Source organism: Kitasatospora sp. NPDC058063 (assembly GCF_042885395.1).
Classification (GTDB): domain Bacteria; phylum Actinomycetota; class Actinomycetes; order Streptomycetales; family Streptomycetaceae; genus Kitasatospora; species Kitasatospora lactacystinica.
The window spans coordinates 24,554-50,423 of record NZ_JBHVSD010000024.1 but is presented as its reverse complement, the minus strand read 5'-3'; the positions used below and the strand labels follow the sequence as shown (position 1 = coordinate 50,423).

The window sequence follows — 25,870 nt, the reverse complement described above, 5'->3', positions numbered from 1 at the left end:
AGCGAGGGAGCGGCGCAGTGGCAGCACCGGAGGAACGGACACCGGACGCGCGGACGCGGGAGCCCCAGGAGAACACACCGGTCAGGCCCCGGGTCGGCCACATTCAGTTCCTGAACTGTGTACCCCTCTACTGGGGACTCGCCAGGACCGGGAACCTGCTCGACCTGGACCTCACCAAGGACACCCCGGAGAAGCTGAGCGACCAGCTCGTCGACGGCACCCTGGACATCGGCCCGATCACCTGCGTGGAGTACCTGCGCAACGCAGACGACCTGCTGGTCCTGCCGGACATCGCGGTCGGCAGCGACGGCCCGGTGATGTCCTGCCTGATCGTGAGCAAGGTGCCGCTCGCCGACCTCGACGGCCGCCGGGTCGCCCTCGGCTCCACCAGCCGCACCTCCGTACGGCTCGCCCGGCTGCTCCTGGAGGAGCGCGAGGGCGTGCGCCCGGACTACTTCAGCTGCCCGCCGGACCTCAGCGCGATGCTCGCCGAGGCCGACGCCGCCGTCCTGATCGGCGACCCGGCCCTGCGCGCCTACCTCGGGCAGGCCGCCGACCTCGGGCTGACCGTCCACGACCTCGGCGAGATGTGGAAGGAGTGGACCGGACTGCCCTTCGTCTTCGCGGTCTGGGCGGTGCGGCGCGAGTTCGCCGAGCGCGCCCCGGAACTGACCGCCGCGGTGCACCGGGCCTTCCTGGAGTCCCGCGACCTGTCGCTGGTGGAGGCCGGCAAGGTCGCCGAACAGGCCGCCCGCTGGGAGGCCTTCGGAGCGGACGTGCTGGAGCGGTACTTCAGCGAGGCGCTCGACTTCTCGCTCGGCGAGCGCCAGCTGTCCGGCGTCACGGAGTTCGCCCGGCGGGTCGCGCACGACAGCGGGTTCGCCCCCGACGTCGCGGTGCGGCTGCTGGAGCCGGTGGCGTTGCCGCTGGGGACGCAGCAGGGGATGTAGGGGAGGTAGGGGCGCGGCGTCCGGCTGCGGGGTTCCCGCACCTGTTCGCGGGGCCCGTGCCCGTCTTCGTACGCCCGGCGCCGCCGCGCGGGCGGAAGGGTGAAGACAGGCCCGAGGGCCGGGCGGAGCACCGCCCGGCCCGGTACGGTCTGCACCCGAGGCGCGTCCGGTGGGCCGTCGGTCGGCGGAGCGCGCGTGCGAGGGCGAGGGGAGCGTGCGGGATGCGGGCACTGGGGTCGGACGATCCGCGCCAGGTGGGCGGCTACCGGCTGCTGCGGCGGCTCGGCTCGGGCGGAATGGGCCGGGTCTACCTCGGCCGGACGGCCGGCGGGCGCACCGTCGCCGTCAAGGTGGTGCGGTCGGAGCTCGCCGACGACGCCGAGTTCCGCGCCCGCTTCCGGCAGGAGGTCGCCGCCGCCCGGCGGGTCGGCGGCGCCTGGACCGCGCCCGTACTGGACGCCGACACCGAGGGCGCACGCCCGTGGGTCGCCACCGGCTACGTGGCGGGCCCCGCGCTCGGCGACGCCGTCCGGACGTACGGGCCGCTGCCCGAGCCGGCCGTGCGCTCGCTCGGCGTCGGGCTCGCCGAGGCCCTGGCCCACGTCCACGGACTCGGCCTGGTGCACCGGGACGTCAAACCGTCCAACGTGCTGCTCACCCTGGACGGACCGCGGCTGATCGACTTCGGGATCGCCCGGGCCCTGGACGCCGCGGGCGGCCTCACCCGTTCCGGTTACGTGGTCGGGTCGCCCGGCTTCATGTCACCCGAACAGGCGAACGGGCAGGCCGTCGGGCCGGCCGGGGACGTCTTCTCGCTCGGCGCCGTCCTCGCCTTCGCCGCCACCGGCGTCCACCCCTTCGGCGAAGGGGTCAGCGCGGCCGTGCTGCTCTACCGGGTGCTGCACGAGGAGCCGGACGTGGCCGGGCTGCCCGAGCCGCTGCGCGGGATCGTCCTCGGCTGCCTGGCCAAGGACCCGGTCGCCCGGCCCACCCCGCGGCAGCTGCGCGCCCGGCTGGACCCGGACGGTGCGGCCGCCGCCCGGCTGGCGCAGGGCCGCTGGCTGCCGGGGGAACTGGCGGCGGGGGTGGGACGCAGCGCGGTGGAACTGCTGGACCTGGACCTGGACGGGGAGATGGGGGAGCCGGGGGAGTCGGGGGAAGCGGCTCCGGACGGGGTGGGCGCGGACGCGGGTGCCTCCGGTGCCCTGGCCGGGGCGGTGCGGACACCGACCTTCGTGTCCGCGGGCGGGCCGCAGGGCGCGGGGGAGCACCCGCCGCTGAGCGGGGCCGTCCGGGACGGGACCGCGCAGGGGGCGCGGCCGCGGCGGGCCCGGAACGCGGCGGCGGTCGCGGCGGTGCTCGTGCTGCTCGGGGGCGGCGGGTACGGGCTGTACGGGTGGCTGCACCGGGCCGAACCGGCGGTGTCGGGGCCCACGGCGGCGCCGCTGCCGGAGGCGTCCGCAGACCCCGGCCGGGCCGTCCCGCCGAGCGGCGCCGTCACCTCCGGGTCCACCTCGGCCTCCGGCGCTCCGGGGAACGCGACGGCGTCCGCCCCGGGTGCGGTGCCGCCCGGGACGGGCGGGCCGAGCGTGGTGCCCGCCGCCTTCCTGGGCACCTGGAGCGGGGACATGGTCACCGACAAGGGGCTGCCCGGCGGGACCACCACGCTCACCGTCCGTCCGGCGGCGATCGGCCAGGAGAGCACCACCAGCCGCAACGCCGTCTCCGGGCTGCTCTCGATCAGCTGCGAGGGCGCCTGGACCCTCAAGTCGGCCTCCGCCACCAAGCTGGTGTTCCAGTCCCGACTGGTCCGCTCCTCGATCCCCGGCGCCTGCACCGGCGGCTCCAACGCGGAGACGCTCACCCTGCAGTCCGACGGGACGATCCGTTTCGCCTCCGCCGACCCGCCGGCCGGGAACCCGGCCGGCACGATGCGCAGGGCCGACGGGGCCGGCGGGGCCGACGGCTGAGGGTTGCGGCGGGGTCGACGGCCGAGGGCTCCGGCGGGGTCCGGGGCGGCCCGTGCGCAGTTCAGCGGGCTGACGCGGGCGGCGGAATGTGCTGGCGTAGGCTGGTTCGGCCGTACCCGAGTAGCACTTGAGAGAGAGAAGGCCGCCAGGTGACCGAGCTCGCAGCGACCACCCTCGATGCGTCCAGCACCGACCTGAAGGCCGTGCTCGACCGCGCCACCGCCGGTGACCGGATCACCCCGGAGGAGGCGCTGGAGCTCTACCGCTCGGCGCCGCTGCACGCGCTCGGCTCCGCCGCCGACGCGGTGCGCCGCCGTCGCTACGCGGGTACTGAGCACATCGCGACGTACATCATCGAGCGCAACATCAACTACACCAACGTCTGCGTGACGGCGTGCAAGTTCTGCGCCTTCTACGTGCCGCCGAAGAGCGACAAGGGCTGGTCCCGCGAGCTCGACGAGATCCTGCGCCGCTGCGCCGAGACGGTCGAGCTCGGCGGCACCCAGATCATGTTCCAGGGCGGCCACCACCCGGACTACGGCGTGGAGTACTACGAGCGGGCGTTCTCGGCGATCAAGGCCGACTTCCCGCAGCTGGTGATCCACTCGCTGGGCGCCTCCGAGGTCGAGCACATGGCGCGGATCTCGGGCGTCTCCGTCGAGGAGGCCATCACCCGGATCCACAAGGCCGGCCTGGACTCCTTCGCCGGCGCCGGCGCCGAGCTGCTGCCGGAGCGGCCGCGCAAGGCGATCGCCCCGCTGAAGGAGTCCGGCGAGCGCTGGCTGGAGATCATGGAGATCGCCCACGGCCTCGGCGTGGAGTCCACCTCCACCATGCTGATGGGCACCGGCGAGACCAACGCCGAGCGGATCGAGCACCTGCGGATGATCCGCGACGTGCAGGACCGCACCGGCGGCTTCCGGGCCTTCATCCCGTACACCTACCAGCCGCAGAACAACCACCTGAAGGGCTCGACCCAGGCCACCGTCTTCGAGTACCTGCGGATGATCGCGATCGCCCGCCTGTTCCTCGACAACGTCGCCCACATCCAGGGCTCCTGGCTCACCACCGGCAAGGAGGCCGGCCAGCTGTCGCTGCACTACGGTGCGGACGACCTCGGGTCCGTCATGCTGGAGGAGAACGTCGTCTCGGCGGCGGGTGCCAAGCACCGCTCCAACCTCACCGAGCTGATCCACCTCATCCGGGCCGCCGACCGCGTCCCGGCGCAGCGCTCGACCACCTACGAGCACCTGCGGGTGCTGGACGACCCGGCCAACGACCCGGTCGACCCGCGCGTCGCCTCGCACATCGCCTCCACGGCGATCGAGGGCGGCACCGCGCACCCCGAGCTGAAGATCCTGGACAACTGAGTCCCCTTCTCCTCCTCTCCTCCTGGCCCCTCCTGCGCCGGTGTGGTTGATGCCGGTGTCCCTGTGGTCGTGGCCGTGGCCGTTGCCGCTGGCGTCGGCATTGCCGCCGGCGTTGCTGTCGAAGTCGAAGGCGCTGTTGTGCTGACTCTGCACCGGGCGGCGTTCGTGCTGCCCGACCCGGCCGACCCCACCGCCCCGTCCATCGCCGACGGGGCGGTGGTGGTGCGTGGCGAGCTGGTGGAGGCGGTCGGTCCGTACGGGGAGCTGGCGGCCGCCCACCCGGGCGCGCGGGTACGGGACTGGGGTGTGGCCGTGCTCACCCCCGGGCTGCGCAATCCGTACGGACACCGGCTGCTGGAACGGGCGTACCACCCCGATCCCCGGGAGGAGGTCGGCGTCGAGCCGGTGGCGGACGGACTGGCCGGTTCCACGGACGAGGCGCGGTGCGGGGCCAGCGCACGGCGGGGACTGCAGCGGATGCTCGGGTACGGGGTGACGGCGGTGGCCGGGCCCTTCGAGCGGGCTTCGGTGCGGACGGCGGTGGCGCGGTCGGGGGTCGTGGGACTGCCAGGGTCACCCGCTTCCGCCGGTTCTGCTGGTTCGTCAGGAGGGCCGGGCGACGTGGGCGCGGGGCCGCTGGACCCGCTGGCCGTCCTGCCGCTCGCGGAGGCCGTGTACGGGCGGGTGGCGGCCGGGCGGCGGGCGGACTTCGCGGTGTTCGCGGTCGCAGGGGGCGGGATCGGGCGCGGGGGCGCGGAAGCCGTGTCGGGCGCGGTGTCGGGCGCGGAGCCGGCGGCGGGTGGGTGCCTGGCCACGGTGCTGGGCGGGCGGTTGGTGTACCGCCGACGGTGAGACGGTCGTCACGGCAGGTGTGACGTACTCGTCAGTAGCCGGATTTCCTTGTGGCGAACGGGACTTCCTTCGTGTGCACCCGAACTCCGGTGTCGGTGCCGGAGAGTGATTGTCCCTTCATCGTGACCTGAGGGCCCGCCAGCGGATACGATCCCGGACAGCTCACTCCGTACCCTCACCACACCACTGCCCGCGCCCGCGGGCGGCGGGGCCGTGTCCCCGGCCCCGAAGGCAAGCCAGGACAGGAACCATGCAAACCGCGACCGTTCCCCCGCCGCGCACCCCGCGGATGGGCCGTGGTTGGTACCTCGCCGCCGTGCTCAGCGCCGTGCTGGCCGTCGGCATGTGCCTGCTCGGTTGGCGCCAGGCCGACCAGGCCGACCGGATCGAGGCGCACCCGGTGAGAGTCGAGGGGGTCGTCACCCAGCTCCCGACCGGCGGCGGCACCTACAGCGCCGTCAGCTACCGGGCCGGCGGGGAGCCGCACACCGCGGCCGCGCTGCCGCTCTCGGACAGCGCCAGGCTCGGCGACAGGATCTGCCTGGAGCACGCCGCCGACGACCCGGGCGCGGTGCGGATCTGCGGCGACACCTACCCGCAGCCCGTCGGCGTGGGCCTGGCCCGGTTCAGCGTGCCGGTGGCCGTCGTGCTCTTCGTGATCTGCGTGCTGCGCATCCGACGGCACCACAAGGCCCTCGCGCTCCGGGGCGGACAGGGGAAGCTGGCCGCCAACCTCGCGCTGGCGACGGGGGCGCTGGCGGACGGGATGCCCGCGATAACGCACGGCAAGCGGTCGCGTCGGCGGCGCCGCGCGGGCGGGCGGCGCGCTCAGCACTGACGAGCCGGGCCCGGTGCGGGTGGGCCGCGCCCGGCACTGGCGGGCGGCTGCTCGACGTCGGGCGCGGGCCGGGGCTCGGCCGGGGTCGGCTCCGGGTTCGGCTCCGGGTCGGTGTGCCCCGTTGGTCGGGGCGTCCGTGCGAGGGTGAACAATGGGGGCGTGACCCGAGCCTCTCTGGACAAGCAGCCGCACGAAGTCGCCGCCATGTTCGACGACGTCGCGGCCAAGTACGACCGCACCAACGACGTGCTCTCCCTCGGCCAGGCCCGCGCCTGGCGCCGGGCGGTGGCCGAGACGGTGGCCGCCGGGCCGGGGGACCTCGTGCTCGACCTCGGGGCCGGCACCGGCACCTCCTCACTGCCCTTCGCCGAGGCCGGGGCCGAGGTCGTCCCGTGCGACTTCTCGGTCGGCATGCTCGCCGAGGGCAAGCGCCGCCACCCCGAGCTGGCGCTCACCGCCGGCGACGCCACCCGGCTGCCGTTCGCGGACGACACGTTCGACTCGGTGACGATCTCCTTCGCGCTGCGCAACGTCCAGGACACCGACGCGGGGCTGCGCGAGATGCTGAGGGTCACCAAGCCCGGCGGCAAGCTGGTGATCTGCGAGTTCTCCACCCCGACCTGGACGCCGTTCCGGACGGTCTACACCGAGTACCTGATGCGTGCGCTGCCGCCGGTGGCCACCGCCGTCAGCAGCAACCCGGACGCGTACGTCTACCTCGCCGAGTCCATCCGGGCCTGGCCGGACCAGCCCGGGCTGGCCACCAGGCTCCAGGACAACGGCTGGTCGAAGGTCGCCTGGCGGAACCTGACCGGTGGGATCGTCGCGCTGCACCGGGCCTACAAGATCGCGTAGCCGACCGTCGGCCCGGGGCCGACGGTCGGGGGGCGGGGGCGCATCCGGTGACGTGAGCGGAACTAGACTGCCGGAGACAGAGCCGCCGTCCCCCAGCCGCAGTTCCAGGAGTGTGTCCACGTGTCCGAGACCGCAGCCGATCTGACGAAGCCGGACAGCCCCGTGGAGAGCACGGCCGACGTCATCGTGGTCGGCGCGGGCCCGGCCGGCTCCACCACCGCGTACTACCTGGCCCAGGCCGGGCTGGACGTGCTGCTGCTGGAGAAGACCGCCTTCCCGCGCGAGAAGGTGTGCGGCGACGGCCTGACCCCGCGTGCCACCAAGCAGCTGGTGGACATGGGCATCGACGTCTCCACCGAGAACGGCTGGCTGCACAACAAGGGCCTGCGCATCATCGGCGGCGGTGTCCGGCTGGAGCTGGACTGGCCCGAGCTGTCCTCCTTCCCCGACTACGGCCTGGTGCGCAAGCGCGCCGACTTCGACGAGCTGCTGGCTCGTCAGGCCGAGAAGGCCGGCGCGCGGCTCTACGAGCGCTGCAACGTCAGCGGGCCGGTCCTGGACGAGCGCACCGGCCGGATCGTCGGCGTCACCGCCAAGCTCGGCGAGGAGAAGCGGCCGGTCACCTTCCGGGCCCCGCTGGTGGTCGCCGCCGACGGCAACTCCACCCGGCTCTCCCTCGCCATGGGTCTGCACCGGCGCGAGGACCGCCCGATGGGCGTCGCCTACCGCACCTACTTCACCTCGCCGCGCCACGACGACGACTACCTGGAGTCCTGGCTGGAGCTGTGGGACACCCGCGGCAGCGAGCGCAAGCTGCTGCCCGGGTACGGCTGGGTCTTCGGCATGGGCGACGGCACCTCCAACGTCGGCCTCGGCATCCTCAACTCCTCGCCGGCCTTCGGCGAGCTGGACTGGCGCGAGGTGCTCAAGGCCTGGTGCGCCGGTATGCCGGAGGAGTGGGGCTACACCCCCGAGAACATGACCGAGCCGATCCGCGGCGCCGCACTGCCGATGGCCTTCAACCGGCAGCCGCACTACACCCGCGGCCTGCTGCTGGTCGGCGACGCGGGCGGCATGGTCAACCCCTTCAACGGCGAGGGCATCGCCTACGCGATGGAATCCGGCCAGATCGCCGCCGGGGTCATCGTGCAGGCCCTCGCCCGGGTCACCGACGGCGGCCGCGAGCGCGCCCTCCAGGCCTACCCGCGCATCCTCAAGGACGTGTACGGCGGCTACTACACGCTGGGCCGCGCCTTCGTGAAGCTCATCGGCAACCCCAAGGTGATGCAGATCGCCACCCAGCGCGGCCTCACCCACCCGATGCTGATGCGCTTCACCCTCAAGCTGCTCGCGAACCTCACCGACCCGCAGGGCGGCGACGCGATGGACCGCGTGATCAACGGCCTCGCCAGGGTCGCGCCGAACGCCTGACCCGGGGGGACGGCGTGCCTCGTCCCTGACGGGGGCGTCGCCTATGCCTCGTCGACCGCCGGGGGTTCCTCCGGCGGTCGCCGGGAGGCGGTGGAGCGCTGTTCGACGTAGGCGAGGCGCTCGGCGAAGACCCGGGCCGCGTCGGGGGTGAGGGTCCTCAGGGCGACGAGGGCGGAGAAGACGACGTCGCAGAGCTCGTGCTGGACGTCCTCCCAGGTGTGGGTGACCCCCTTGCGCGGGTTCTGGCCGGTGGCACCGACCACCGCCGCACCGACCTCGCCGATCTCCTCGGAGAGCTTGAGGATCCGCAGCAGTCGCTCCTCCTGGGGCGACTGCGTGCTCTGCTCGTCCAGCCACGTGACCAGGTGGTCGACGCTCTCCCAGATCCGGCTGTCCATGCGGTGCTGCTCCTGCTCCCGTTGCGGTGTCGTTGGTGCTGCCACCGTACGGGAGCGGGGGACGGCGGGTGGCGGGCCGGGGCTGTCCGGCCCGCCCGGTCAGCGGGCGCTGATCTTCACGTTGCGGATGTTCACCGGGAGCGTGGGGAAGCCGTCGCCCGGGTTGTTCTGGTCGTCCTCGCCGCCGGCGGCGATCTTCTGGAGCACGTCCAGGCCGGCGGTGATCCGGCCGAAGGGCGTGTAGGCGGGGGAGAGCTTGGTGTCCTTCCAGACGAAGAAGAACTGGCTGCCGTTGGTGTTCGGGCCGGCGTTGGCCATGGCCACGGTTCCGGCCGGGTAGGTGGCGCCGGTCAGGTTCTCGTCCGGGAAGGAGTAGCCCGGACCGCCGCTGCCGGTGCCGGTCGGGTCGCCGCACTGGAGGACGTAGATCCGCTGGGTGGTGAGGCGGTGGCAGTGGCTGCGGTCGAAGTAGTCGTGCTCGGCGAGGAACCGGAACGAGAAGGTGGTGCAGGGCGCCTTGTCGGTCAGCGCCTCGAAGGTGATCTGGCCCTGGCTGGTCCGCAGTGTCGCGCGGTAGGGCTTCGCCGCCTTCTTGGCGTCGAACACCGGGATGCCCTTGAAGTTGTCGGCCGGGACAGCCGGTGTGTAGGTGCAGCCGGCGGTGGGGGTGCCGGCCGCGGGGGCGTCCGCGACGGCGGTGCCGGTGCTCGCCACGAGCGGGAGGACGGTGGCGGCGGCGACCAGCGCCCAGTGCGTGCGCTTCACGTGACGGACCTTCCGGGGAGTGGTGGACGGCGGGGTTGTCATGGGTGCATCATCCACGGCCGGATGGGGATGCGGTAGGGGTTGGGGCGGCCGTGGCTCCTCGGACGGCAGTGGTGTGATGGTTTGTCAGTTCTGTTCCGTGGTGGTCGTGGTGGCCGCGGTGGTGGTGAAGAGCCCGGCGCGCGCGGCCAGGGCCGCGGCGTCGGCGGCCCGCTCGGCGGTGCGGGCGTCCAGGGGCTCGCCGGAGACGAACAGGCGGTAGTAGAGCGGCGCGGTGGCGGCCCGGACCACCTCGGCGCCGTCCGTCCCCGTGGGGAGCTCGCCCCGGGCGACGGCGCGTTCGGCCACCTCGGCGGCCTGGCGGTGCCGGGCCGCGAAGAAGGCGCGAAGGGCGGCCGCGCCGGCGTCCGAGCGCTGGGCGGCGGAGATCAGCGCTATCGGTGTGGGGCCGAGCTCCGGGTCGGTGAAGACGCTGAACACCTCCTGGGTGATCCGGCGGAGGTCCTGCTGGAGGTCTCCGGTGTCGGGCAGGGGCCAGGGCTGGTCGGCGGATGCGGTCAGGGCGTCGGCGACCAGGCCGTCCACTCCGCCCCAGCGTCGGTAGAGGGTCGCCTTGTGGGCGCCGGAGCGGGTGGCGACCGCCTCGACGGTGAGGCCGTCGTACCCCTTCTCGGTGACTTCGGCGAGCGTCGCGGCGACCACCTCGGCCCGGACCCGGGCGCTGCGGCCGCCCGGGCGCGGGGTGGGGGTGCGGGGTTCCGGAGCGGGGTGGGTGGCCTCAGTCAAAGTCGACTCCGGTCGCGTCAGGGATCGCTGTGGCGTGACGGTCGCGCCGTGCTCATCGTAATGCGACTCAAGTTGCATTACGAGCAGGGTCTGCCCGCCTGCCGCGGTCACCTGCTCGTCGCCCGACCCATCGGCGCCCGCGCGGGGCATTGATCACCGGCGGTCCGGTGCGCGAGGATGGCGCACCTTTGCTCCACGCTCCACCTCGTCCGCCGCCGGGCTCTCCGCCCGGCTTTTGGGTCCGTCCGACGCCGTACGGTACTCGCGCCCGCCGGTTCCGTCCGTTCGGAGGGATCTTTCGCATGTCTGCCTCCTTGTCCGACCTGCCCGAGGGTTCGACCTCGTCGGTCCTTCGTGATCTTCCGGTCCTGCTCGTGGCCGTGGTGTGGGGATCGAGCTTTCTCGCCGTCCAGCGCGTGGCCGAGCCCGGGACGGTCGTGGCGATGCTCGTGCTGCGGTTCGGGCTGGTGCTGCCGCTGCTCGGGGTGGTCGCCTGGCGTGCCCTGCGGAGGCTGAGTCGTGCCGAGTGGCTCGGCGGTGCCGCACTGGGGCTGGTGCTCAGCGGGATCTTCCTGCTGGAGACCTACGGAGCCGTGCACACCTCCGCTACCAACGCCGGACTGATCATCAGCCTCGCCATGGTGCTCACCCCGCTCGGGGAGAGCGCCCTCGGCCGGACCGCACCACCGAAGGCCTTCCTCGCGGCCGCCGGGCTGGCCGTCCTCGGTGTCGCCCTGCTCACCGGAGACGGCGGGCTGCGCCCTCCGACGCTCGGAGATCTGCTGGTGCTGGGCGCCGCCCTCGTCCGCTCGGCGTACGTCCTCGCGATGGCCCGCACCCGAGCCGTCCGCGACACCGACATGCTCGCCGTCACCTGGGTCCAACTCGCCGTGGCCACCGGGGTGTTCTCCGTCGTCGCGCTGTCGGTCGGCCCTGCGCCGTGGACGGTCGCCCGTTCGTACGGAGCCGGCCAGTGGGCCTGGCTGCTGCATCTGTCCTTGTTCTGCACTCTGTTCGCCTTCTTCGTCCAGATGTGGGCCGTGCGGGCCACGTCGCCCTCGCGGGTGAGCCTGCTGCTCGGCACCGAGCCGTTGTGGGCCGCCGTCTTCGGGATCACCCTGGCCGGGAACCGGATGGGCCCGTTCGCCCTGCTCGGCGGAGCCCTGGTCCTGGTCGCGACGGAGTGGGGTCGGCGCACGGCCCCCGCGCCGGCCCTGATCCGGAACGAGGGCGAGGGCGAGGGCGAGGGCGAGGGCGAGGGCGCGAGCGGGAGGGATGCGGTGGGGCCGAGCGCGGAGCCGGCCCAGGTGTGACCGGCCGCCGTCGTCACCGGTGCCGCCACAGCGTCCGGCGGGCGTAGTCGAGGGTGACCGCACCGAGCAGCGGGCCCCAGGCGACCAGGGGCAGGTAGGCGAGCGTCATCACCACGCCGGCGAGACCGTGCGGAGAATCCGGTTCGGCCAGGTTGCGGGCCCAGCCGCCGAAGAGCGCGGTCGTGCCGAGGGAGGTGAGGATCACCGAGCCCAGCAACGCCGGGACGATCGCGGCGAGTGGCCGGACCCGACGGCCGCCCAGCAGCGGTATCCACCGGGGCGCCACCAGCCCCCAGGGCCGGACCAGGCCCAGGGTCAGGAAGGCCAGCGACTCGGCCAGGGCGCTCAACGCCACGCAGTAGACCGTGCCCCAGCCCGGCTGGTGCTCGGCGTACGCGGTGAGCGTCGCGCCGCCGAAGCCGACCGGGACGCCGAAGCCGAAGGCGATCCGCCACAGCCCCGAGGGGACGGTGGTCAGGACGGCGGCCTTGGCGGCGAGCCGGGCCCAGCGCGGTGCGGGCGGGACGTCCGGGGCGGCCGCCACGGCCCGGGAGGCGGTGCCGCGGGCATTGATCACGAGCTTCGACATGGTGGTGGACTCCCTTCGGCTCCGGCCTCCGTGGCCGGTGCGACGACTCAAGACTGGAGCCCCGACAGGGGTTGGCGGCAGATGCCGATCGGGCTGTTCCTCCTGCTCAACCCGCCTTTGAAATATGCCGATCGGCACAGGCGCGACGCATGGGCGGCGTCGTAATGTGACGGCAGTCGAGGAGGCGAGGGAGGTGGTGACGATGACTCAGATCCTGTCCGGGGTCGTCCTGGTCCTGGTGCCGTTCGTCCGGCCGGTGCGGCGGCGGTACGGGGCGGCGACCGTGACCATGGCGCTCGGGGCGGCGTCGGTCGCGGTCACGGTCGCCGTCTGGTCCCTCGGCCGCTGGGCGGAGGGGCAGCGCTGGGCCGGGCTGCTGGGCCTGGTGGAGCTGGCCGTCCTGCTGCTGTCGGTGGTCGTCGGCCTGCGCGCCGAGGACGGCCCGTGGTGTGCGGCGGCCGCCTGGACGGCCTGCGGAGCGGTCGCCCTCTGGCCGTCCCGGTTCGTGTTCATCGAGGGGCCCGCGGACACGCTCACGCTCTTCGGTTTCGGATCGATGCTCTCCCTGCCGGCCGTGCTGATCGGGCTCTACCTGCGGGGCCTGGACGAGGTGCGCAACAAGGCGGTGGCCGAGGCCAGGCGGGCGCAGCGGCTGGAGCTGGCCCACGACCTGCACGACTTCGTGGCGCACGATGTCAGCGGCATGGTCGCCCAGGCCCAGGCGGGGGCCTACCTGGCCGGGATCGATCCGGCCCGGGCGGCGGAGATGTTCCAGCGAATAGAGCAGGCCGGGCAGCGGGCACTGGCCTCGCTGGACCGGACGGTGCAGCTGCTGCGCAGCGAGGAGGGCGGAGGCCGCGGTCCGCAGGCCGGACTCGCCGAACTCGCCGAGGTGGCCGAGCGGTTTACTGCGGCGGGTGGAGCCGAGGTCCGTCTGGAGCTGCCGGAGGAGCCGGTGCCGCGCGAGGTGGAGGGTACCGTCCACCGGATCGTGGTCGAGTCCCTGACCAATGTCCGGCGGCATGCTCCGGCCGCGCGGGAGATCGAGATCCGGGCCCGCCGTAGCGGCGGACGGCTGGAGCTGACGGTGACCAACGACGGTCGGGCCCCGGGCTCGGCAGGGCGGCCGCGCCGGGGCGGCGGCAGCGGCCTGCCGGGCTTGGCTGCCCGGGTCGAGGCCCTCGGAGGTTCGCTGGAAGCCGGCCCGCACGAGCGGGAGGCCTGGAGGGTGACGGCGGTGCTGCCACTGGAGGAGGCCGGTGCGGGGCCGACGGGTTCGTGGGAGCCGAGGCGGGACGGGTAGCGGGGAGGTACGGAGATGGGCAGTGGAACAGGGCCGATTCGGATCCTGATCGCGGACGACCAGGCGGACGTTCGCAGTGCGTTCCGGATGATCCTGGACGTCCAGCCGGACATGGTGGTGGTGGCGGAGGCGGCGGACGGTGCCGCAGCGGTGCAGGAGGCCAGGAGGCTGCGGCCGGACGTGGTGCTCGCGGACATCCGGATGCCGAAGGTCGACGGCCTGGAGGTCACACGGCAGTTGGCCGACCAGTGCAAGGTGATCGTGGTGACCACCTTCGACCTGGACGAGTACGTGCACACGGCACTGCGGCACGGGGCGGCCGGATTCCTGCTGAAGCGGTCGGGGCCGGTGCTGCTGATCGAGGCGGTCCGGGCGGCGATGGCGGGGGACGCGTTGATCAGCCCGCAGATCACCGTCCGGCTCCTGCGGCACATGGCACTCCCGGGTGCGGAGCCGGTGCCCGGGCGGGGCGGCGCCAAGCCGGCCGCGGCGGCTCCGCAGTCGACAGCCGGCCCGACGGAGGAACTGACCACGAGGGAAAGGGAGATCGCCGAGCTGGTGGCAGACGGCGCGACCAACGCCGAGATCGGCGCGGGGCTGTTCATCTCGCCGGGGACGGTGAAGAACCACCTTGCCAACATCCAGCGCAAGATCGGAGCCCGTAACCGGGTGGGCATCGCGGCCTGGATCTGGGAGCAGGCGGCCGGCCGCCAGTAGCCGTCCCGGCCCGCTCGAAATGCCGGGCCGAGGCGGGCCTGTCCGAGGCGGCACGGACGCGGCACGGACGCGGCGCGGAGGTGGCACAGAGGTGGCACGTGGGGGTGCCCGGTGGAGGAATCGGGCGGCTCGGGGAGCGGCAGGGGAACCCCGTGCAACGGCAAGCTCGCGCGCTTGTGAACGAAGGGTCAAGCGAGCGTTCGGACCCCCGCCACCCCTGCGAGTGAGCCTCTATAACACGTCAACATGGCGCCTGGAAATTTGCTCAGGCCGACGCATAGTTGATATAGGAACACGCCCCTGACCTGCCGCTTCACAAGTAAATGCGACTGCTTGTGATCATTTGACTGCTTTGCGTCGACAAATCTGGGCATGTTCATATTCGACCCCATTCGAAGGGTGTCGTAGATCACAAAGGTGACCGTGAACTGCGTGTCGCAGATCACAAGCCGACGGGCATAGGATGCGCTCGTTCCAGGCTTTGTGAACTGCCTCACATGAGGTGGATCTCGGGAACTGGAACGCGGGTTCACCTCTGTGTGACCCGCCGGTTCCGATCTGCAGTCAAGGACGACTGGACGGAGGGAGCGGGGGCTATGAATGCCTACGCGCCGATCCTCGTACTCGGTGCCATCGCGGCGGCGTTCGCGGTCGGCTCCGTCGTGATGGCCTCACTCACCGGCCCCAAGCGCTACAACCGGGCCAAGTTGGAGGCGTACGAGTGCGGCATCGAGCCGACACCGCAGCCCGTGGGCGGCGGTCGGTTCCCGATCAAGTACTACCTGACGGCGATGCTCTTCATCGTCTTCGACATCGAGATCGTCTTCCTCTACCCCTGGGCGGTGACCTTCGACGCCCTGGGGATCTTCGGGCTGGTCGAGATGCTCCTGTTCATCGCCACCGTTTTCGTCGCGTACGCCTACGTGTGGCGGCGCGGCGGCCTGGAGTGGGACTGAGCGCGGGGTGGTCCGAGCGCGGGGTGGCGACCCCACCCGTCCGCCGGCTGCGCGCCCGCTTGTGAACGAGCGGACAAGCCAGAACCGGCCCACGTATCAGCGGACTCGAGGGCATTGAGAGGGATCTGATGGGAATCGAGGAGAAGCTGCCGAGCGGCTTTCTGCTCACGACGGTGGAGACGGCCGCCGGCTGGGTGCGCAAGGCGTCACTCTTCCCGGCCACCTTCGGTCTGGCCTGCTGCGCGATCGAGATGATGACCACCGGGGCGGGCCGCTACGACCTGGCCCGGTTCGGCATGGAGGTCTTCCGGGGCTCCCCCCGGCAGGCCGATCTGATGATCGTGGCGGGGCGGGTGAGCCAGAAGATGGCCCCGGTGCTGCGCCAGGTGTACGACCAGATGCCCAACCCCAAGTGGGTCATCTCGATGGGTGTCTGCGCCTCGTCCGGCGGGATGTTCAACAACTACGCGATCGTCCAGGGCGTCGACCACATCGTCCCGGTGGACATCTACCTGCCCGGCTGTCCGCCCCGTCCGGAGATGCTGATGGACGCCATCCTGAAGCTGCACGACAAGATCCAGCACGAGCCGCTGGGCGTGAACAGGCGCCGGGCCGAGGAACTCGGTGAGGCGCTCGCCCTGAAGGCCACCCCGATCAGCGAGATGCGGGGGCAGCTGCGATGAACGACCAGGTACCCGAGACCCGCCGCGAGCAGCCGGTCCGCGAGATCCCGGTCGAGGTGGTCGGCCGCCGCCAGGGCATGTTCGGTGCCAAGGGCAGCGGCGACACCTCCGGCTTCGGCGGTCTGGCCGCCCCGATCGTGCTGCCCGGTCCGAGCGAACGCCCGTACGGCGGTTGGTTCGACGAGGTCGCCGACGAGCTGGAGGGCGCCCTGGAGGAGCAGGGCCTGGACCCGGTCGAGGTGATCGAGAGGACCGTGGTCGACCGCGGCGAGCTCACCTTCCACATCGACCGCGACCACCTGCTGGGGACCGCCCGCATCCTCCGCGACGACCCGGCGCTGCGCTTCGAACTGTGCCTGGGCGTGAGCGGCGTGCACTACCCCGGCGACAAGGGCCGCGAGCTGCACGCGGTCTACCACCTGCGCTCGATCACCCACGGCCGGCTGATCCGGCTGGAGGTCACCGCGCCCGACGCGGACCCGCGCATCCCCTCCGTGGTGAGCGTCTACCCGACCAACGACTGGCACGAGCGCGAGGCCTACGACTTCTTCGGCCTGGTCTTCGAGGGCCACCCCGCGCTCACCCGGATCATGATGCCGGACGACTGGCTGGGCCACCCGCAGCGCAAGGACTACCCGCTCGGCGGCATCCCCGTCGAGTACAAGGGCGCCCAGATCCCGGCTCCCGACCAGCGGAGGTCGTACAGCTGATGAACACCCAGCACTTTGGAGAGACCGAGGAAGCGGACGCCCGCGATACCACCGAGGGCCGGGTCTTCACCGTCACCGGCGGTGACTGGGGCGAGGTGGTCGAGGCGGTCGGCCGGGCCGACGACGAGCGCATCATCGTCAACATGGGCCCCCAGCACCCGTCCACCCACGGCGTGCTGCGGCTGATCCTGGAGATCGACGGCGAGACGGTGAAGGAGGCCCGCTGCGGCATCGGCTACCTCCACACCGGCATCGAGAAGAACATGGAGTTCCGAAGCTGGGTCCAGGGCACCACCTTCGTGACCCGCATGGACTACCTGACCCCGCTGTTCAACGAGACCGCCTACTGCCTGGCGGTCGAGAAGCTGCTCGGCATCACCGGCGACGTCCCGGACCGCGCCAACGTCATCCGCGTGATGATGATGGAGCTCAACCGGATCGCCTCGCACCTGGTCTGCCTGGCCACCGGCGGCATGGAGATCGGCTCCACCACCCTGATGATCTACGGCTTCCGGGACCGCGAGCTGATCCTGGACGTCTTCGAGCTGGTCACCGGTCTGCGCATGAACCACGCGTACGTGCGCCCCGGCGGCCTCGCCCAGGACCTGCCGCCCGGCGCCGTCGACCAGATCCGCGAGGCGGTCAAGGTCTTCCGCTCCCGGATGCACGAGTACGACAAACTCGCCACCGGCAACCCGGTGTTCAAGGCCCGCCTGGTCGACGTCGGCTTCCTGGACCTGCCCGGCTGTCTGGCCCTCGGTGCCACCGGCCCGATCCTGCGCGCCACCGGCCTGCCGCACGACCTGCGCAAGACCGATCCGTACTGCGGCTACCAGGACTACGACTTCGAGGTCGCGATCGCCGACAGCGCCGACTCCTACGGCCGCTTCCTGATCCGCCTGGAGGAGATGAAGCAGTCGCTGCGGATCGTCGAGCAGTGCCTGGACCGGCTGCGTCCGGGCCCGGTCATGGTGGCCGACAAGAAGATCGCCTGGCCCGCCCAACTGGCCGTCGGCCCGGACGGGCTGGGCAACTCCCTCGACCACATCCGCAAGATCATGGGCACCTCGATGGAGGCCCTGATCCACCACTTCAAGCTGGTCACCGAGGGCTTCCGGGTCCCGGTCGGCCAGGCGTACGTGGCGGTCGAGTCGCCCAAGGGCGAGCTGGGCGTGCACGTGGTCAGCGACGGCGGGACGCGCCCGTACCGGGTCCATTTCCGGGATCCGTCGTTCACCAATCTGCAGACGATGGCGGCGATGTGCGAGGGCGGCCAGGTGGCCGACGTGATCGTCGCGGTGGCCGGGATCGACCCGGTGATGGGAGGCGTGGACCGGTGACCAACGTCGAACTCGGACTGCCGGCACTGCCGGCCGCACCGTACCCCGAGGAGGTGTACGCCAGGCTGGCCGCCGATGCCGCCGAGCTGATCGCCCGCTACCCGCAGCCCCGCTCGGCGCTGCTGCCGCTGCTGCACCTGGTGCAGGCCGAGGAGGGCTTCGTCAGCCCGACCGGGATCCGCTTCTGCGCCGAACAGCTGGACCTCACCACCGCCGAGGTCACCGCGGTCGCGACCTTCTACACCATGTACCGGCGCCGCCCGGCCGGGAAGTACCACGTCGGGGTCTGCACCAACACCCTGTGCGCGGTGCTCGGCGGCGACCAGATCTTCGCCGAGCTCCAGGAGCACCTGGGTGTCCGCAACAACGAGACCACCGAGGACGGCGAGGTCTCGATCGAGCACATCGAGTGCAACGCGGCCTGCGACTACGCGCCCGTGGTGATGGTCAACTGGGAGTTCTTCGACAACCAGACCCCGGAGAGCGCCCGGCAGCTGGTCGACGACCTGCGTGCCGGCCGTGAGGTCCGGCCCACCCGCGGTGCCCGGCTGTGCGGCTTCAAGGAGACCGCCCGGATCCTGGCCGGTTTCCCGGACGAGCGCCCGGGCGCCAACGACGAGTCCGGGGCCGGCGGCGCGCCGTCCCTGGCCGGTCTGCGGCTGGCCCGCGGCGAGGCGCTGCCCGGCACCGCCGGCACCAAGGTGGTCTCGCCCCGCCCCGCGTCCCCCCGCCACGAGGGCAACGGCCCGGCGAACAACGGCCAGGCAAGCAACGGCCAGGCAAGCAACGGCCCGGCGGGCAACGGCCAGGCAAGCAACCCCCAGGCGAGCAACAGCCAGACGAACAACGGCCAGGCGGGCAAGGGCCAGGAAGGGAGCGAAGCGTGATGACCTCCGCCGAGCCGGCCGAGAAGCTGCTCACCCCGGTCCTGTCCGACTCCTGGGACGACAGTCGCCCCTGGACGCTCGACACCTACCGCCGCCACCACGGCTACGAGGGCCTCAAGGCGGCCCTCGCCATGCCGCCGGACGACGTGATCGCCCTGGTCAAGGAGGCCGGCCTGCGCGGCCGCGGCGGCGCCGGCTTCCCGACCGGCATGAAGTGGCAGTTCATCCCGCAGAACGACGGCAAGCCGCACTACCTGGTGGTCAACGCCGACGAGTCCGAGCCGGGCACCTGCAAGGACATCCCGCTGCTGTTCGCCAACCCGCACGTGCTGATCGAGGGCATGATCATCGCCTCCTACGCGATCCGCTGCGACCACGCCTTCATCTACCTGCGCGGCGAGGTCGTCCCGGTGCTGCGCCGGCTGCACGCGGCCGTCGCCGAGGCGTACGGGGCCGGGCTGCTGGGCCGGAACATCCTCGGCTCGGGGGTCGACCTCGACATCACCGTGCACGCCGGGGCCGGCGCCTACATCTGCGGCGAGGAGACGGCGCTGCTGGACTCGCTGGAGGGCCGCCGCGGCCAGCCGAGGCTGCGGCCCCCGTTCCCGGCGATCGCCGGCCTGTACGCCTGCCCGACGGTGGTCAACAACGTCGAGTCGATCGCCTCGGTGCCGCCGATCCTGTCCCGCGGCAAGGAGTGGTTCAAGGCCCTGGGTACCGAGAAGTCCCCCGGCTTCACGCTCTACTCGCTCTCCGGCCACGTCACCAACCCCGGCCAGTACGAGGCCCCGCTCGGCATCACGCTGCGCCAGCTGCTCGACCTCAGCGGCGGCATCCGCCCCGGGCACCGGCTGAAGTTCTGGACCCCGGGCGGCTCCTCCACCCCGATGTTCACCGATGAGCACCTCGACGTCCCGCTGGACTACGAGGGCGTCGGCGCGGCCGGCTCGATGCTCGGCACCAAGGCGCTCCAGGTCTTCGACGAGACCACCTGCGTGGTGCGGGCCGTCACCCGCTGGACGGAGTTCTACGCCCACGAGTCCTGCGGCAAGTGCACCCCCTGCCGCGAGGGCACCTACTGGCTGGTCCAGCTGCTCCAGCGGATCGAGGCGGGCGAGGGCGTCGACGGGGACCTGGAGAAGCTCCTCGACATCGCCGACAACATCAACGGCAAGTCCTTCTGCGCCCTGGGCGACGGCGCGGCCAGCCCGATCGTCTCCTCGCTCCAGCACTTCCGGGCCGAGTACGAGCAGCACCTGGCCGAGCGCCGCTGCCCGTTCGACCCGGCCGCCTCCACCGTCTGGGCCGACGGCCCCCGCCCCGGCCACCAGTCCGCCACCGAAAGGGAGGTGCACGCGTGACGATCACAGAGCCAACCGCCTCCGAGACCGCGGTCGAACTGGTCACGCTCACCATCGACGGCGTCGAAGTGCGGGTCCCCAAGGGAACGTTGGTGATCCGGGCCGCCGAGACCATCGGCACCCAGATCCCGCGCTTCTGCGACCACCCGCTGCTCGATCCGGCCGGCGCCTGCCGCCAGTGCATCGTCGAGATCGAGGGCCAGCGCAAGCCGGTCGCCTCCTGCACCGTTCCGGTGGCCGAGGGCATGGTGGTGCGAACCCAGCTCAGCTCGCCGGTGGCCGAGAAGGCCCAGCGCGGCGTGATGGAGCTGCTGCTCATCAACCACCCGCTGGACTGCCCGGTCTGCGACAAGGGCGGCGAGTGCCCGCTGCAGAATCAGGCGATGACCAGCGGCGCCGCCGACTCCCGCTTCGAGGGGATGAAGCGCACCTACGAGAAGCCGGTGCCGATCAGCAGCCAGGTGCTGCTGGACCGCGAGCGCTGCGTGCTGTGCGCGCGCTGCACCCGCTTCTCGCAGCAGATCGCCGGGGACCCGTTCATCGACCTGGTGGAGCGCGGGGCGCTGCAGCAGGTCGGCACCGGCGAGGGCGACGACTTCGAGTCGTACTTCTCCGGGAACACCATCCAGATCTGCCCGGTGGGCGCGCTGACCTCGGCGGCGTACCGGTTCCGCTCGCGCCCCTTCGACCTGGTCTCCTCGCCGAGCGTGTGCGAGCACTGCGCCTCGGGCTGCGCGCAGCGCACCGACCACCGGCGCGGCAAGGTGCTGCGCCGGCTGGCGGGCGAGGATCCGGCGGTGAACGAGGAGTGGAACTGCGACAAGGGCCGCTTCGCCTTCCGCTACGCCCAGCAGCGCGACCGGCTGACCACCCCGCTGGTGCGGGTCGACGGCGAGCTGGTGCCGGCCTCCTGGCCGGAGGCGCTGGCCCGGGCGGCCGAGGGGCTGCGCGGGGCCCGGACCGGGGTGCTGGCCGGCGGCCGGGTGACGGTCGAGGACGCCTACGCGTACGGGAAGTTCGCACGGGTGGTGCTCGGCACCAACGACGTGGACTTCCGGGCCCGCCCGCACAGCGGTGAGGAGGCGGACTTCCTGGCCGCGGCGGTGGCCGGGCGGGGCGTCGACGTGAACGGCGCCGGCGTGGCGTACGAGGACCTCGACCGGGCGCCGGCGGTGCTGCTGGCGGGCTTCGAGCCGGAGGAGGAGTCGCCGATCGTCTTCCTGCGGTTGCGCAAGGCGACCAGGGCGACGGGCCTGAAGGTGTTCTCGGTGGCCGCGTTCGGTTCCCGGGGCCTGGCGAAGCTGCGCGGCGCGCTGCTGCCGGCCGCCCCCGGCACCGAGCCGGAGTGGTTCGCGGCGCTGGCGGCGGACGAGCCGCTGAACGACGACGCGGGCCGGGCGGCGGAACTGCTGCGCGCCCCGGGTGCGGTGATCCTGGTGGGCGAGCGGCTGGCCGCGGTCCCGGGCGGGCCGACGGCGGTGCTGCGCCTGGCGCACGCGACCGGCGCCAGGCTCACCTGGGTGCCGCGCCGGGCCGGTGAGCGCGGGGCCGTGGAGGCGGGCGCGCTGCCGGGCCTGCTGCCCGGCGGCCGTCCGGTGGCCGCCGCGGCGGCCCGGGCGGAGGCGGCCGAGCTGTGGGGCGGGGCCGAGCTGCCGTCCCGGCCGGGCCGGGACACCGACGGGATCCTGGCGGCGGTCGTGGCCGGAGAGCTGGACGCGCTGCTGGTCGGCGGCGTGGACCCGGACGACCTGCCGGACCCCGCGCTGGCCGACGAGGCGCTGGCGGCGGTGCCGTTCCTGGTGTCGCTGGAGCTGCGGCCCTCGGCGGTGACGGCGCGCGCCGACGTGGTGCTGCCGGTGGCCGCGGCGGTGGAGAAGGCCGGCACCTTCCTGGACTGGGAGGGCCGGGTGCGGATGTTCGAGGCCGCGCTCAAGCCGGACCAGCAGATGGGCCGTCACCTCCAGCCGGACCTGCGGGTGCTGAGCATGCTGGCGGACGCGCTGGGCGGGCGGCTGGGACTGCCGGACGTCCGGGCGGCCCGGCTGGAGCTGGACCGCTTCGCCCCCTGGGAGGGCGAGCGCACGGCCGACCCGGCGGCCCACCCCGGCCCGCTGCCCCGGCCGGCCGCCGGCCAGGCGGTGCTGGCGGGTTGGCGCCTGCTGCTGGACAACGGCGCGCTGCAGCAGGGGGATCCGCACCTGGCGGGCACCCGGCACCGGGCGGTGGCCCGGATCTCGGCGGAGACGGCCAAGGAGATCGGCGCGGAGGCGGCCGGGGCCCTGCGGCTGACCGGCCCGGCCGGATCGCTGACCCTGCCGCTGGAGGTCACCGACTCGATCCCGGACCGCACGGTCTGGGTCCCGCTCGGCTCCACTCCGGGCGGTGCCCCGCGTGCGCTCGGCGCCTCCGTCGGCCACCTGGTCACGATCGCCGCGGCCGAGGCGAAGCCTGAGCCCGAGCCCGAGCCCGAGCCCGAGGCCGCGGCCGAGCCCGCAGCCGAGGCCCAGGCCCAGCCCGATCCCGGCCCGGCAACACAGGACGGGGCGGCGCAGGACGAGCAGGAACCGGACGAGTCGGCCCGGGCGCAGGCCCAGGCCGGTTCGACCGTGGACGGGACCGCGGGAGAAGGGGAGGACCGATGACTCCGCAGCCGTACGAGACGCTCCACTTCTTCGGGCAGGACCCGTGGTGGCTGGTGCTGCTGAAGGCGGTGTTCTGCTTCGCCTTCCTGGTCCTGACGGTGCTGATCGCGATCGTCTGGGAGCGCAAGGTGGTGGCCTGGATGCAGTTGCGCATCGGGCCCAACCGGCACGGCCCGTGGGGCATGCTGCAGTCGCTGGCGGACGGCGTGAAGCTGGCGCTGAAGGAAGACCTGGTGGTCAAGGGCTCGGACAAGGTGGTCTACATCCTGGCCCCGATCGTCTGCGCCATCCCCGCGTTCATGGCCTTCGCGGTGATCCCGTTCGGCCCGGCCGGCAACGAGGTGTCGATCTTCGGCACCCGCACGCCGCTCCAGCTGACGGACTTCCCGGTGGCGTTGCTGTACGTCCTGGCGACGGCCGCGGTGGGCATCTACGGCATCGTGCTGGCGGGCTGGTCCTCGGGTTCGACGTACCCGCTGCTGGGCGGGCTGCGCTCGTCCGCGCAGATGATCAGCTACGAGATCGCGATGGGCCTGTCCTTCGCGGCGGTGTTCATCTACTCGGGTTCGATGTCGACCTCGGAGATCGTGGCGCACCAGCAGCCGACCTGGTTCGCGGCGCTGCTGCCGGTGTCGTTCATCGTCTACATCATCGCGATGGTCGGCGAGACCAACCGGGCGCCGTTCGACCTCCCGGAGGCCGAGGGCGAGTTGGTCGGCGGCTTCAACACCGAGTACTCCTCGCTGAAGTTCGCGATGTTCATGCTGGCCGAGTACGTGAACATGGTGACGGTCTCGGCGGTGGCCTCGACCCTCTTCCTGGGCGGCTGGCGGGCCCCGTGGCCGGTGTCGACGTTCTGGGAGGGCGCCAACCACGGTTGGTGGCCGATGCTGTGGATCACGCTGAAGATCCAGTTGCTGCTGTTCTTCTTCATCTGGCTGCGCGGCACGCTGCCCCGGTTCCGCTACGACCAGTTCATGAAGCTGGGCTGGAAGGTGCTGATCCCGGTCTCGCTGGTGTGGCTGGTGCTGATCGCGAGCGTGCGGGCGCTGCGCAACGAGGGCTACGACTTCGGCGAGGTGGTGCTGTACGTGGGCGCGCCGGTCGGCGTGATCCTGCTGCTGGCGCTGCTGCGGGACTTCCTGAGGAAGCAGCCGGAACCCGAAGTCACTCCGCCCAAGGCCGATTTCGACCCGATGGCGGGCGGCTATCCGGTCCCGCCGCTGCCTGGCCAGGCGCTCCCGCCGGTGCCGCGCCGGCGCAGCCGCGCCCCGAAGCAACTCCAGGACGCCCTCAACGGGGCCGACCATTCCGAAGGGAGCTGAACCGAGATGTCCGACCAGTCCGATCGTACGGGCCGCCCCGAACGGGCCGACCGTCCGTCGATCCTCGGCCCGGCCGCCGGCTTCGGCGTGACCTTCAAGGCCATGTTCAAGAAGCGGCTCACCGAGCAGTACCCGGAGCAGAAGAAGCCCACCGCTCCGCGCTTCCACGGCCGCCACCAGCTGAACCGGCACCCGGACGGCCTGGAGAAGTGCGTCGGCTGCGAGCTGTGCGCGTGGGCCTGCCCGGCCGACGCGATCTACGTGGAGGGCGCGGACAACCGGGACGAGGAGCGCTACTCCCCGGGTGAGCGCTACGGCGTGGTGTACCAGATCAACTACGCCCGCTGCATCCTGTGCGGGCTGTGCATCGAGGCCTGTCCGACCCGGGCGCTGACCATGACCAACGAGTACGAGCTGGCCGACTCCTCCCGGCGGGATCTGATCTTCACCAAGGAGCAGCTGCTGGTGGGCCTGTCCGAGGGCATGGTCGACACCCCGCACGCGATCTTCCCCGGCACCGACGAGGGCGCGTACTACCGGGGCGAGATCACCGCGGCGGCGCCGGGCACGGTCCAGCAGGAGCGCACCGACCGGGACCGGGAGGTGCAGCAGTGATCGCGCGGCTGGCGGAAGCGACCGGGACGACCTCGACGGGTGAGGCCGTCCAGTTCTGGGTGCTCGCGGTGATCGCGGTCGGCGGCGCGCTCGGCATGGTGCTGATGCGCAAGGCCGTGCACAGCGCGCTCTGCCTGGCGGCCACCATGCTGGCGCTGGCGGTCTGTTACATGGCCCAGGGCGCGGTGTTCCTGGGCGTGGTGCAGATCGTGGTCTACACCGGCGCGATCATGATGCTGTTCCTGTTCGTGGTGATGCTGGTCGGTGTCACCAGCGAGGATTCGCTGAAGGAGCAGCTGAAGGGCCAGCGGTTCGCCGCGGCGCTGTGCGGGCTGGGCTTCGGCGTGCTGTTGATCGCCGGGATCGCCAACGCGAAGCTGGACCACTTCACCGGGTTGTCCGAGGCGAACGCCGAGGGCAACGTGCCGGGCCTGGCCCGGCTGATCTTCACCCGGTACGTGTGGGCCTTCGAGGTCACCGGCGCGCTGCTGATCACCGCGGCGATCGGCGCGATGGTGCTGACCCACCGGGAGCACGTGAAGGCGCCGAAGACGCAGCGCGAGCTGGCGGCGCAGCGGATCATGGACAACATCCAGCTGCCGCCGCTGCCGGCGCCGGGCGTGTACGCGCGGCACAACGCGGTGGACGTCCCGGCGCTGCTGCCGGACGGCACGATCGCCGAGGACTCGGTGATGGCGACGCTGCGCGAGCGCGGCCAGGTCCGGGACGTCAGCCAGGCGATGCTGCAGCGGATGGCGGAGCTGGAGAACAGCACGGCGGACTGGTTGGGCCGTCCGTCCTCGGAGCGGCCGGCGGTGACGGCCCCGCGCAAGTCGCTGGAGCCGGTGCCGGCGAACGGCGAGCCGGTGCCGGCGAACAACGTGAAGCACCCGGCCGGCGAGGAGGGCGCGGAGTGAACCCGGTCAACTACCTCTACCTGTCGGCCCTGTTGTTCACCATCGGCGCGGCCGGGGTGCTGATCCGGCGCAACGCGATCGTGCTGTTCATGTGCGTGGAGCTGATGCTGAACGCCTCGAACCTCGCCCTGGTGACCTTCTCCCGGCTGCACGGGACCCTGGACGGCCAGATCATCGCGTTCTTCACGATGGTGGTGGCGGCGGCCGAGGTCGTGGTCGGCCTCGCCATCATCGTCTCCATCTTCCGGACCAGGCACTCCGCTTCGGTCGACGACAGCAACCTGATGAAGCTGTAGG

24 protein-coding genes and 1 pseudogene are annotated in these 25,870 nt (G+C 72.3%); 21 read left to right on the top strand and 4 right to left on the bottom strand.

Annotated elements, in window-relative coordinates:
* Window positions 1-17: 17 nt before the first annotated feature.
* The 7 genes from ACFVUY_RS32965 to ACFVUY_RS32935 all read left to right on the top strand — a co-directional run bounded on the left by ACFVUY_RS32965 (window position 18) and on the right by ACFVUY_RS32935 (window position 8,266).
* The gene (locus ACFVUY_RS32965) at window positions 18-950 is read left to right on the top strand and encodes a menaquinone biosynthetic enzyme MqnA/MqnD family protein (protein ID WP_387735944.1); all 933 of its coding nucleotides are present in this window, start codon (window positions 18-20) and stop codon (window positions 948-950) included.
* A gap of 221 nt (window positions 951-1,171) precedes the next feature.
* Window positions 1,172-2,920, top strand: a complete 1,749-nt coding sequence (locus ACFVUY_RS32960) for a protein kinase (protein WP_387735941.1) — start codon at window positions 1,172-1,174, stop codon at window positions 2,918-2,920.
* A gap of 149 nt (window positions 2,921-3,069) precedes the next feature.
* Window positions 3,070-4,290 carry a cyclic dehypoxanthinyl futalosine synthase gene (gene mqnC / locus ACFVUY_RS32955; RefSeq protein WP_359902223.1) on the top strand — a complete coding sequence of 407 codons (1,221 nt, stop codon included), beginning with the start codon at window positions 3,070-3,072 and terminating at the stop codon, window positions 4,288-4,290.
* A 138-nt stretch (window positions 4,291-4,428) separates the two neighbouring features.
* Window positions 4,429-5,142, top strand: a complete 714-nt coding sequence (locus tag ACFVUY_RS32950) for a hypothetical protein (protein WP_387735938.1) — start codon at window positions 4,429-4,431, stop codon at window positions 5,140-5,142.
* Between the two features lie 250 nt (window positions 5,143-5,392).
* A complete protein-coding gene (locus tag ACFVUY_RS32945; protein WP_387691510.1) occupies window positions 5,393-5,980 on the top strand; it encodes a hypothetical protein in 588 nt (195 codons plus the stop codon).
* 159 nt (window positions 5,981-6,139) lie between these two features.
* Window positions 6,140-6,835, top strand: coding sequence for a demethylmenaquinone methyltransferase (locus tag ACFVUY_RS32940; protein WP_359902232.1), 696 nt, complete (start codon window positions 6,140-6,142; stop codon window positions 6,833-6,835).
* Window positions 6,836-6,955: 120 nt separating this feature from the next.
* Window positions 6,956-8,266, top strand: coding sequence for a geranylgeranyl reductase family protein (locus tag ACFVUY_RS32935; RefSeq protein WP_387691508.1), 1,311 nt, complete (start codon window positions 6,956-6,958; stop codon window positions 8,264-8,266).
* A gap of 41 nt (window positions 8,267-8,307) precedes the next feature.
* On the opposite strand, the gene ACFVUY_RS32930 is transcribed toward ACFVUY_RS32935, so the two are convergent.
* The 3 genes from ACFVUY_RS32930 to ACFVUY_RS32920 all read right to left on the bottom strand — a co-directional run bounded on the left by ACFVUY_RS32930 (window position 8,308) and on the right by ACFVUY_RS32920 (window position 10,215).
* The gene (locus ACFVUY_RS32930; RefSeq protein ID WP_387735935.1) at window positions 8,308-8,664 is read right to left on the bottom strand and encodes a MazG-like family protein; all 357 of its coding nucleotides are present in this window, start codon (window positions 8,662-8,664) and stop codon (window positions 8,308-8,310) included.
* A 99-nt stretch (window positions 8,665-8,763) separates the two neighbouring features.
* Window positions 8,764-9,429, bottom strand: a complete 666-nt coding sequence (locus ACFVUY_RS32925; protein WP_359902240.1) for a peptidylprolyl isomerase — start codon at window positions 9,427-9,429, stop codon at window positions 8,764-8,766.
* A 126-nt stretch (window positions 9,430-9,555) separates the two neighbouring features.
* Window positions 9,556-10,215, bottom strand: coding sequence for a TetR/AcrR family transcriptional regulator (locus ACFVUY_RS32920; protein ID WP_387735932.1), 660 nt, complete (start codon window positions 10,213-10,215; stop codon window positions 9,556-9,558).
* 302 nt (window positions 10,216-10,517) lie between these two features.
* Here ACFVUY_RS32920 and ACFVUY_RS32915 point away from each other — a divergent pair, with 302 nt between their 5' ends.
* Window positions 10,518-11,528 (top strand): DMT family transporter, encoded by a 1,011-nt coding sequence (locus tag ACFVUY_RS32915; protein ID WP_387735930.1) that lies wholly within the window; start codon window positions 10,518-10,520, stop codon window positions 11,526-11,528.
* A 13-nt stretch (window positions 11,529-11,541) separates the two neighbouring features.
* Here the strand turns inward: ACFVUY_RS32915 and ACFVUY_RS32910 are convergent, their stop codons facing one another.
* Window positions 11,542-12,117: a hypothetical protein gene (locus tag ACFVUY_RS32910; protein ID WP_387735928.1), complete on the bottom strand. Its 576-nt coding sequence runs from the start codon at window positions 12,115-12,117 to the stop codon at window positions 11,542-11,544.
* Window positions 12,118-12,319: 202 nt separating this feature from the next.
* Here ACFVUY_RS32910 and ACFVUY_RS32905 point away from each other — a divergent pair, with 202 nt between their 5' ends.
* The 13 genes and pseudogenes from ACFVUY_RS32905 (at window position 12,320) to nuoK (ending at window position 25,869) form a co-directional block, all read left to right on the top strand.
* The gene (locus ACFVUY_RS32905; RefSeq protein ID WP_387735925.1) at window positions 12,320-13,420 is read left to right on the top strand and encodes a sensor histidine kinase; all 1,101 of its coding nucleotides are present in this window, start codon (window positions 12,320-12,322) and stop codon (window positions 13,418-13,420) included.
* Between the two features lie 15 nt (window positions 13,421-13,435).
* Window positions 13,436-14,137 carry a response regulator gene (locus ACFVUY_RS32900; protein WP_387691495.1) on the top strand — a complete coding sequence of 234 codons (702 nt, stop codon included), beginning with the start codon at window positions 13,436-13,438 and terminating at the stop codon, window positions 14,135-14,137.
* A gap of 596 nt (window positions 14,138-14,733) precedes the next feature.
* The gene (locus ACFVUY_RS32895) at window positions 14,734-15,093 is read left to right on the top strand and encodes an NADH-quinone oxidoreductase subunit A (RefSeq protein WP_030060100.1); all 360 of its coding nucleotides are present in this window, start codon (window positions 14,734-14,736) and stop codon (window positions 15,091-15,093) included.
* A 128-nt stretch (window positions 15,094-15,221) separates the two neighbouring features.
* On the top strand, window positions 15,222-15,776 hold the full coding sequence (locus ACFVUY_RS32890; RefSeq protein WP_074005520.1) for an NADH-quinone oxidoreductase subunit B family protein: 555 nt from the start codon (window positions 15,222-15,224) through the stop codon (window positions 15,774-15,776).
* Window positions 15,773-16,486, top strand: a complete 714-nt coding sequence (locus ACFVUY_RS32885) for an NADH-quinone oxidoreductase subunit C (protein ID WP_387691492.1) — start codon at window positions 15,773-15,775, stop codon at window positions 16,484-16,486. The genes ACFVUY_RS32890 and ACFVUY_RS32885 overlap by 4 nt, the downstream gene beginning before the upstream one ends.
* The gene (locus ACFVUY_RS32880; RefSeq protein WP_387691491.1) at window positions 16,486-17,826 is read left to right on the top strand and encodes an NADH-quinone oxidoreductase subunit D; all 1,341 of its coding nucleotides are present in this window, start codon (window positions 16,486-16,488) and stop codon (window positions 17,824-17,826) included. The genes ACFVUY_RS32885 and ACFVUY_RS32880 overlap by 1 nt, the downstream gene beginning before the upstream one ends.
* The gene (gene nuoE, locus ACFVUY_RS32875) at window positions 17,823-18,713 is read left to right on the top strand and encodes an NADH-quinone oxidoreductase subunit NuoE (RefSeq protein WP_387691490.1); all 891 of its coding nucleotides are present in this window, start codon (window positions 17,823-17,825) and stop codon (window positions 18,711-18,713) included. The genes ACFVUY_RS32880 and nuoE overlap by 4 nt, the downstream gene beginning before the upstream one ends.
* On the top strand, window positions 18,713-20,074 hold the full coding sequence (gene nuoF / locus ACFVUY_RS32870) for an NADH-quinone oxidoreductase subunit NuoF (protein WP_387691489.1): 1,362 nt from the start codon (window positions 18,713-18,715) through the stop codon (window positions 20,072-20,074). Before nuoE ends, nuoF begins: the two co-directional genes overlap by 1 nt.
* A pseudogene (locus ACFVUY_RS32865) lies at window positions 20,071-22,512 on the top strand (NADH-quinone oxidoreductase subunit G); the annotation flags it as partial. The gene nuoF and the pseudogene ACFVUY_RS32865, both read left to right, overlap by 4 nt.
* Before the next feature lie 200 nt (window positions 22,513-22,712).
* Entirely contained in the window at window positions 22,713-24,041 is a 1,329-nt protein-coding gene (gene nuoH, locus ACFVUY_RS32860) for an NADH-quinone oxidoreductase subunit NuoH (protein ID WP_387691487.1), read from the top strand.
* A gap of 6 nt (window positions 24,042-24,047) precedes the next feature.
* Window positions 24,048-24,656: an NADH-quinone oxidoreductase subunit NuoI gene (gene nuoI, locus ACFVUY_RS32855; protein ID WP_359902267.1), complete on the top strand. Its 609-nt coding sequence runs from the start codon at window positions 24,048-24,050 to the stop codon at window positions 24,654-24,656.
* Entirely contained in the window at window positions 24,656-25,573 is a 918-nt protein-coding gene (locus tag ACFVUY_RS32850) for an NADH-quinone oxidoreductase subunit J (RefSeq protein ID WP_359902331.1), read from the top strand. Before nuoI ends, ACFVUY_RS32850 begins: the two co-directional genes overlap by 1 nt.
* Window positions 25,570-25,869: an NADH-quinone oxidoreductase subunit NuoK gene (nuoK, locus tag ACFVUY_RS32845; RefSeq protein ID WP_195911268.1), complete on the top strand. Its 300-nt coding sequence runs from the start codon at window positions 25,570-25,572 to the stop codon at window positions 25,867-25,869. The genes ACFVUY_RS32850 and nuoK overlap by 4 nt, the downstream gene beginning before the upstream one ends.
* Window position 25,870 lies beyond the last annotated feature (1 nt).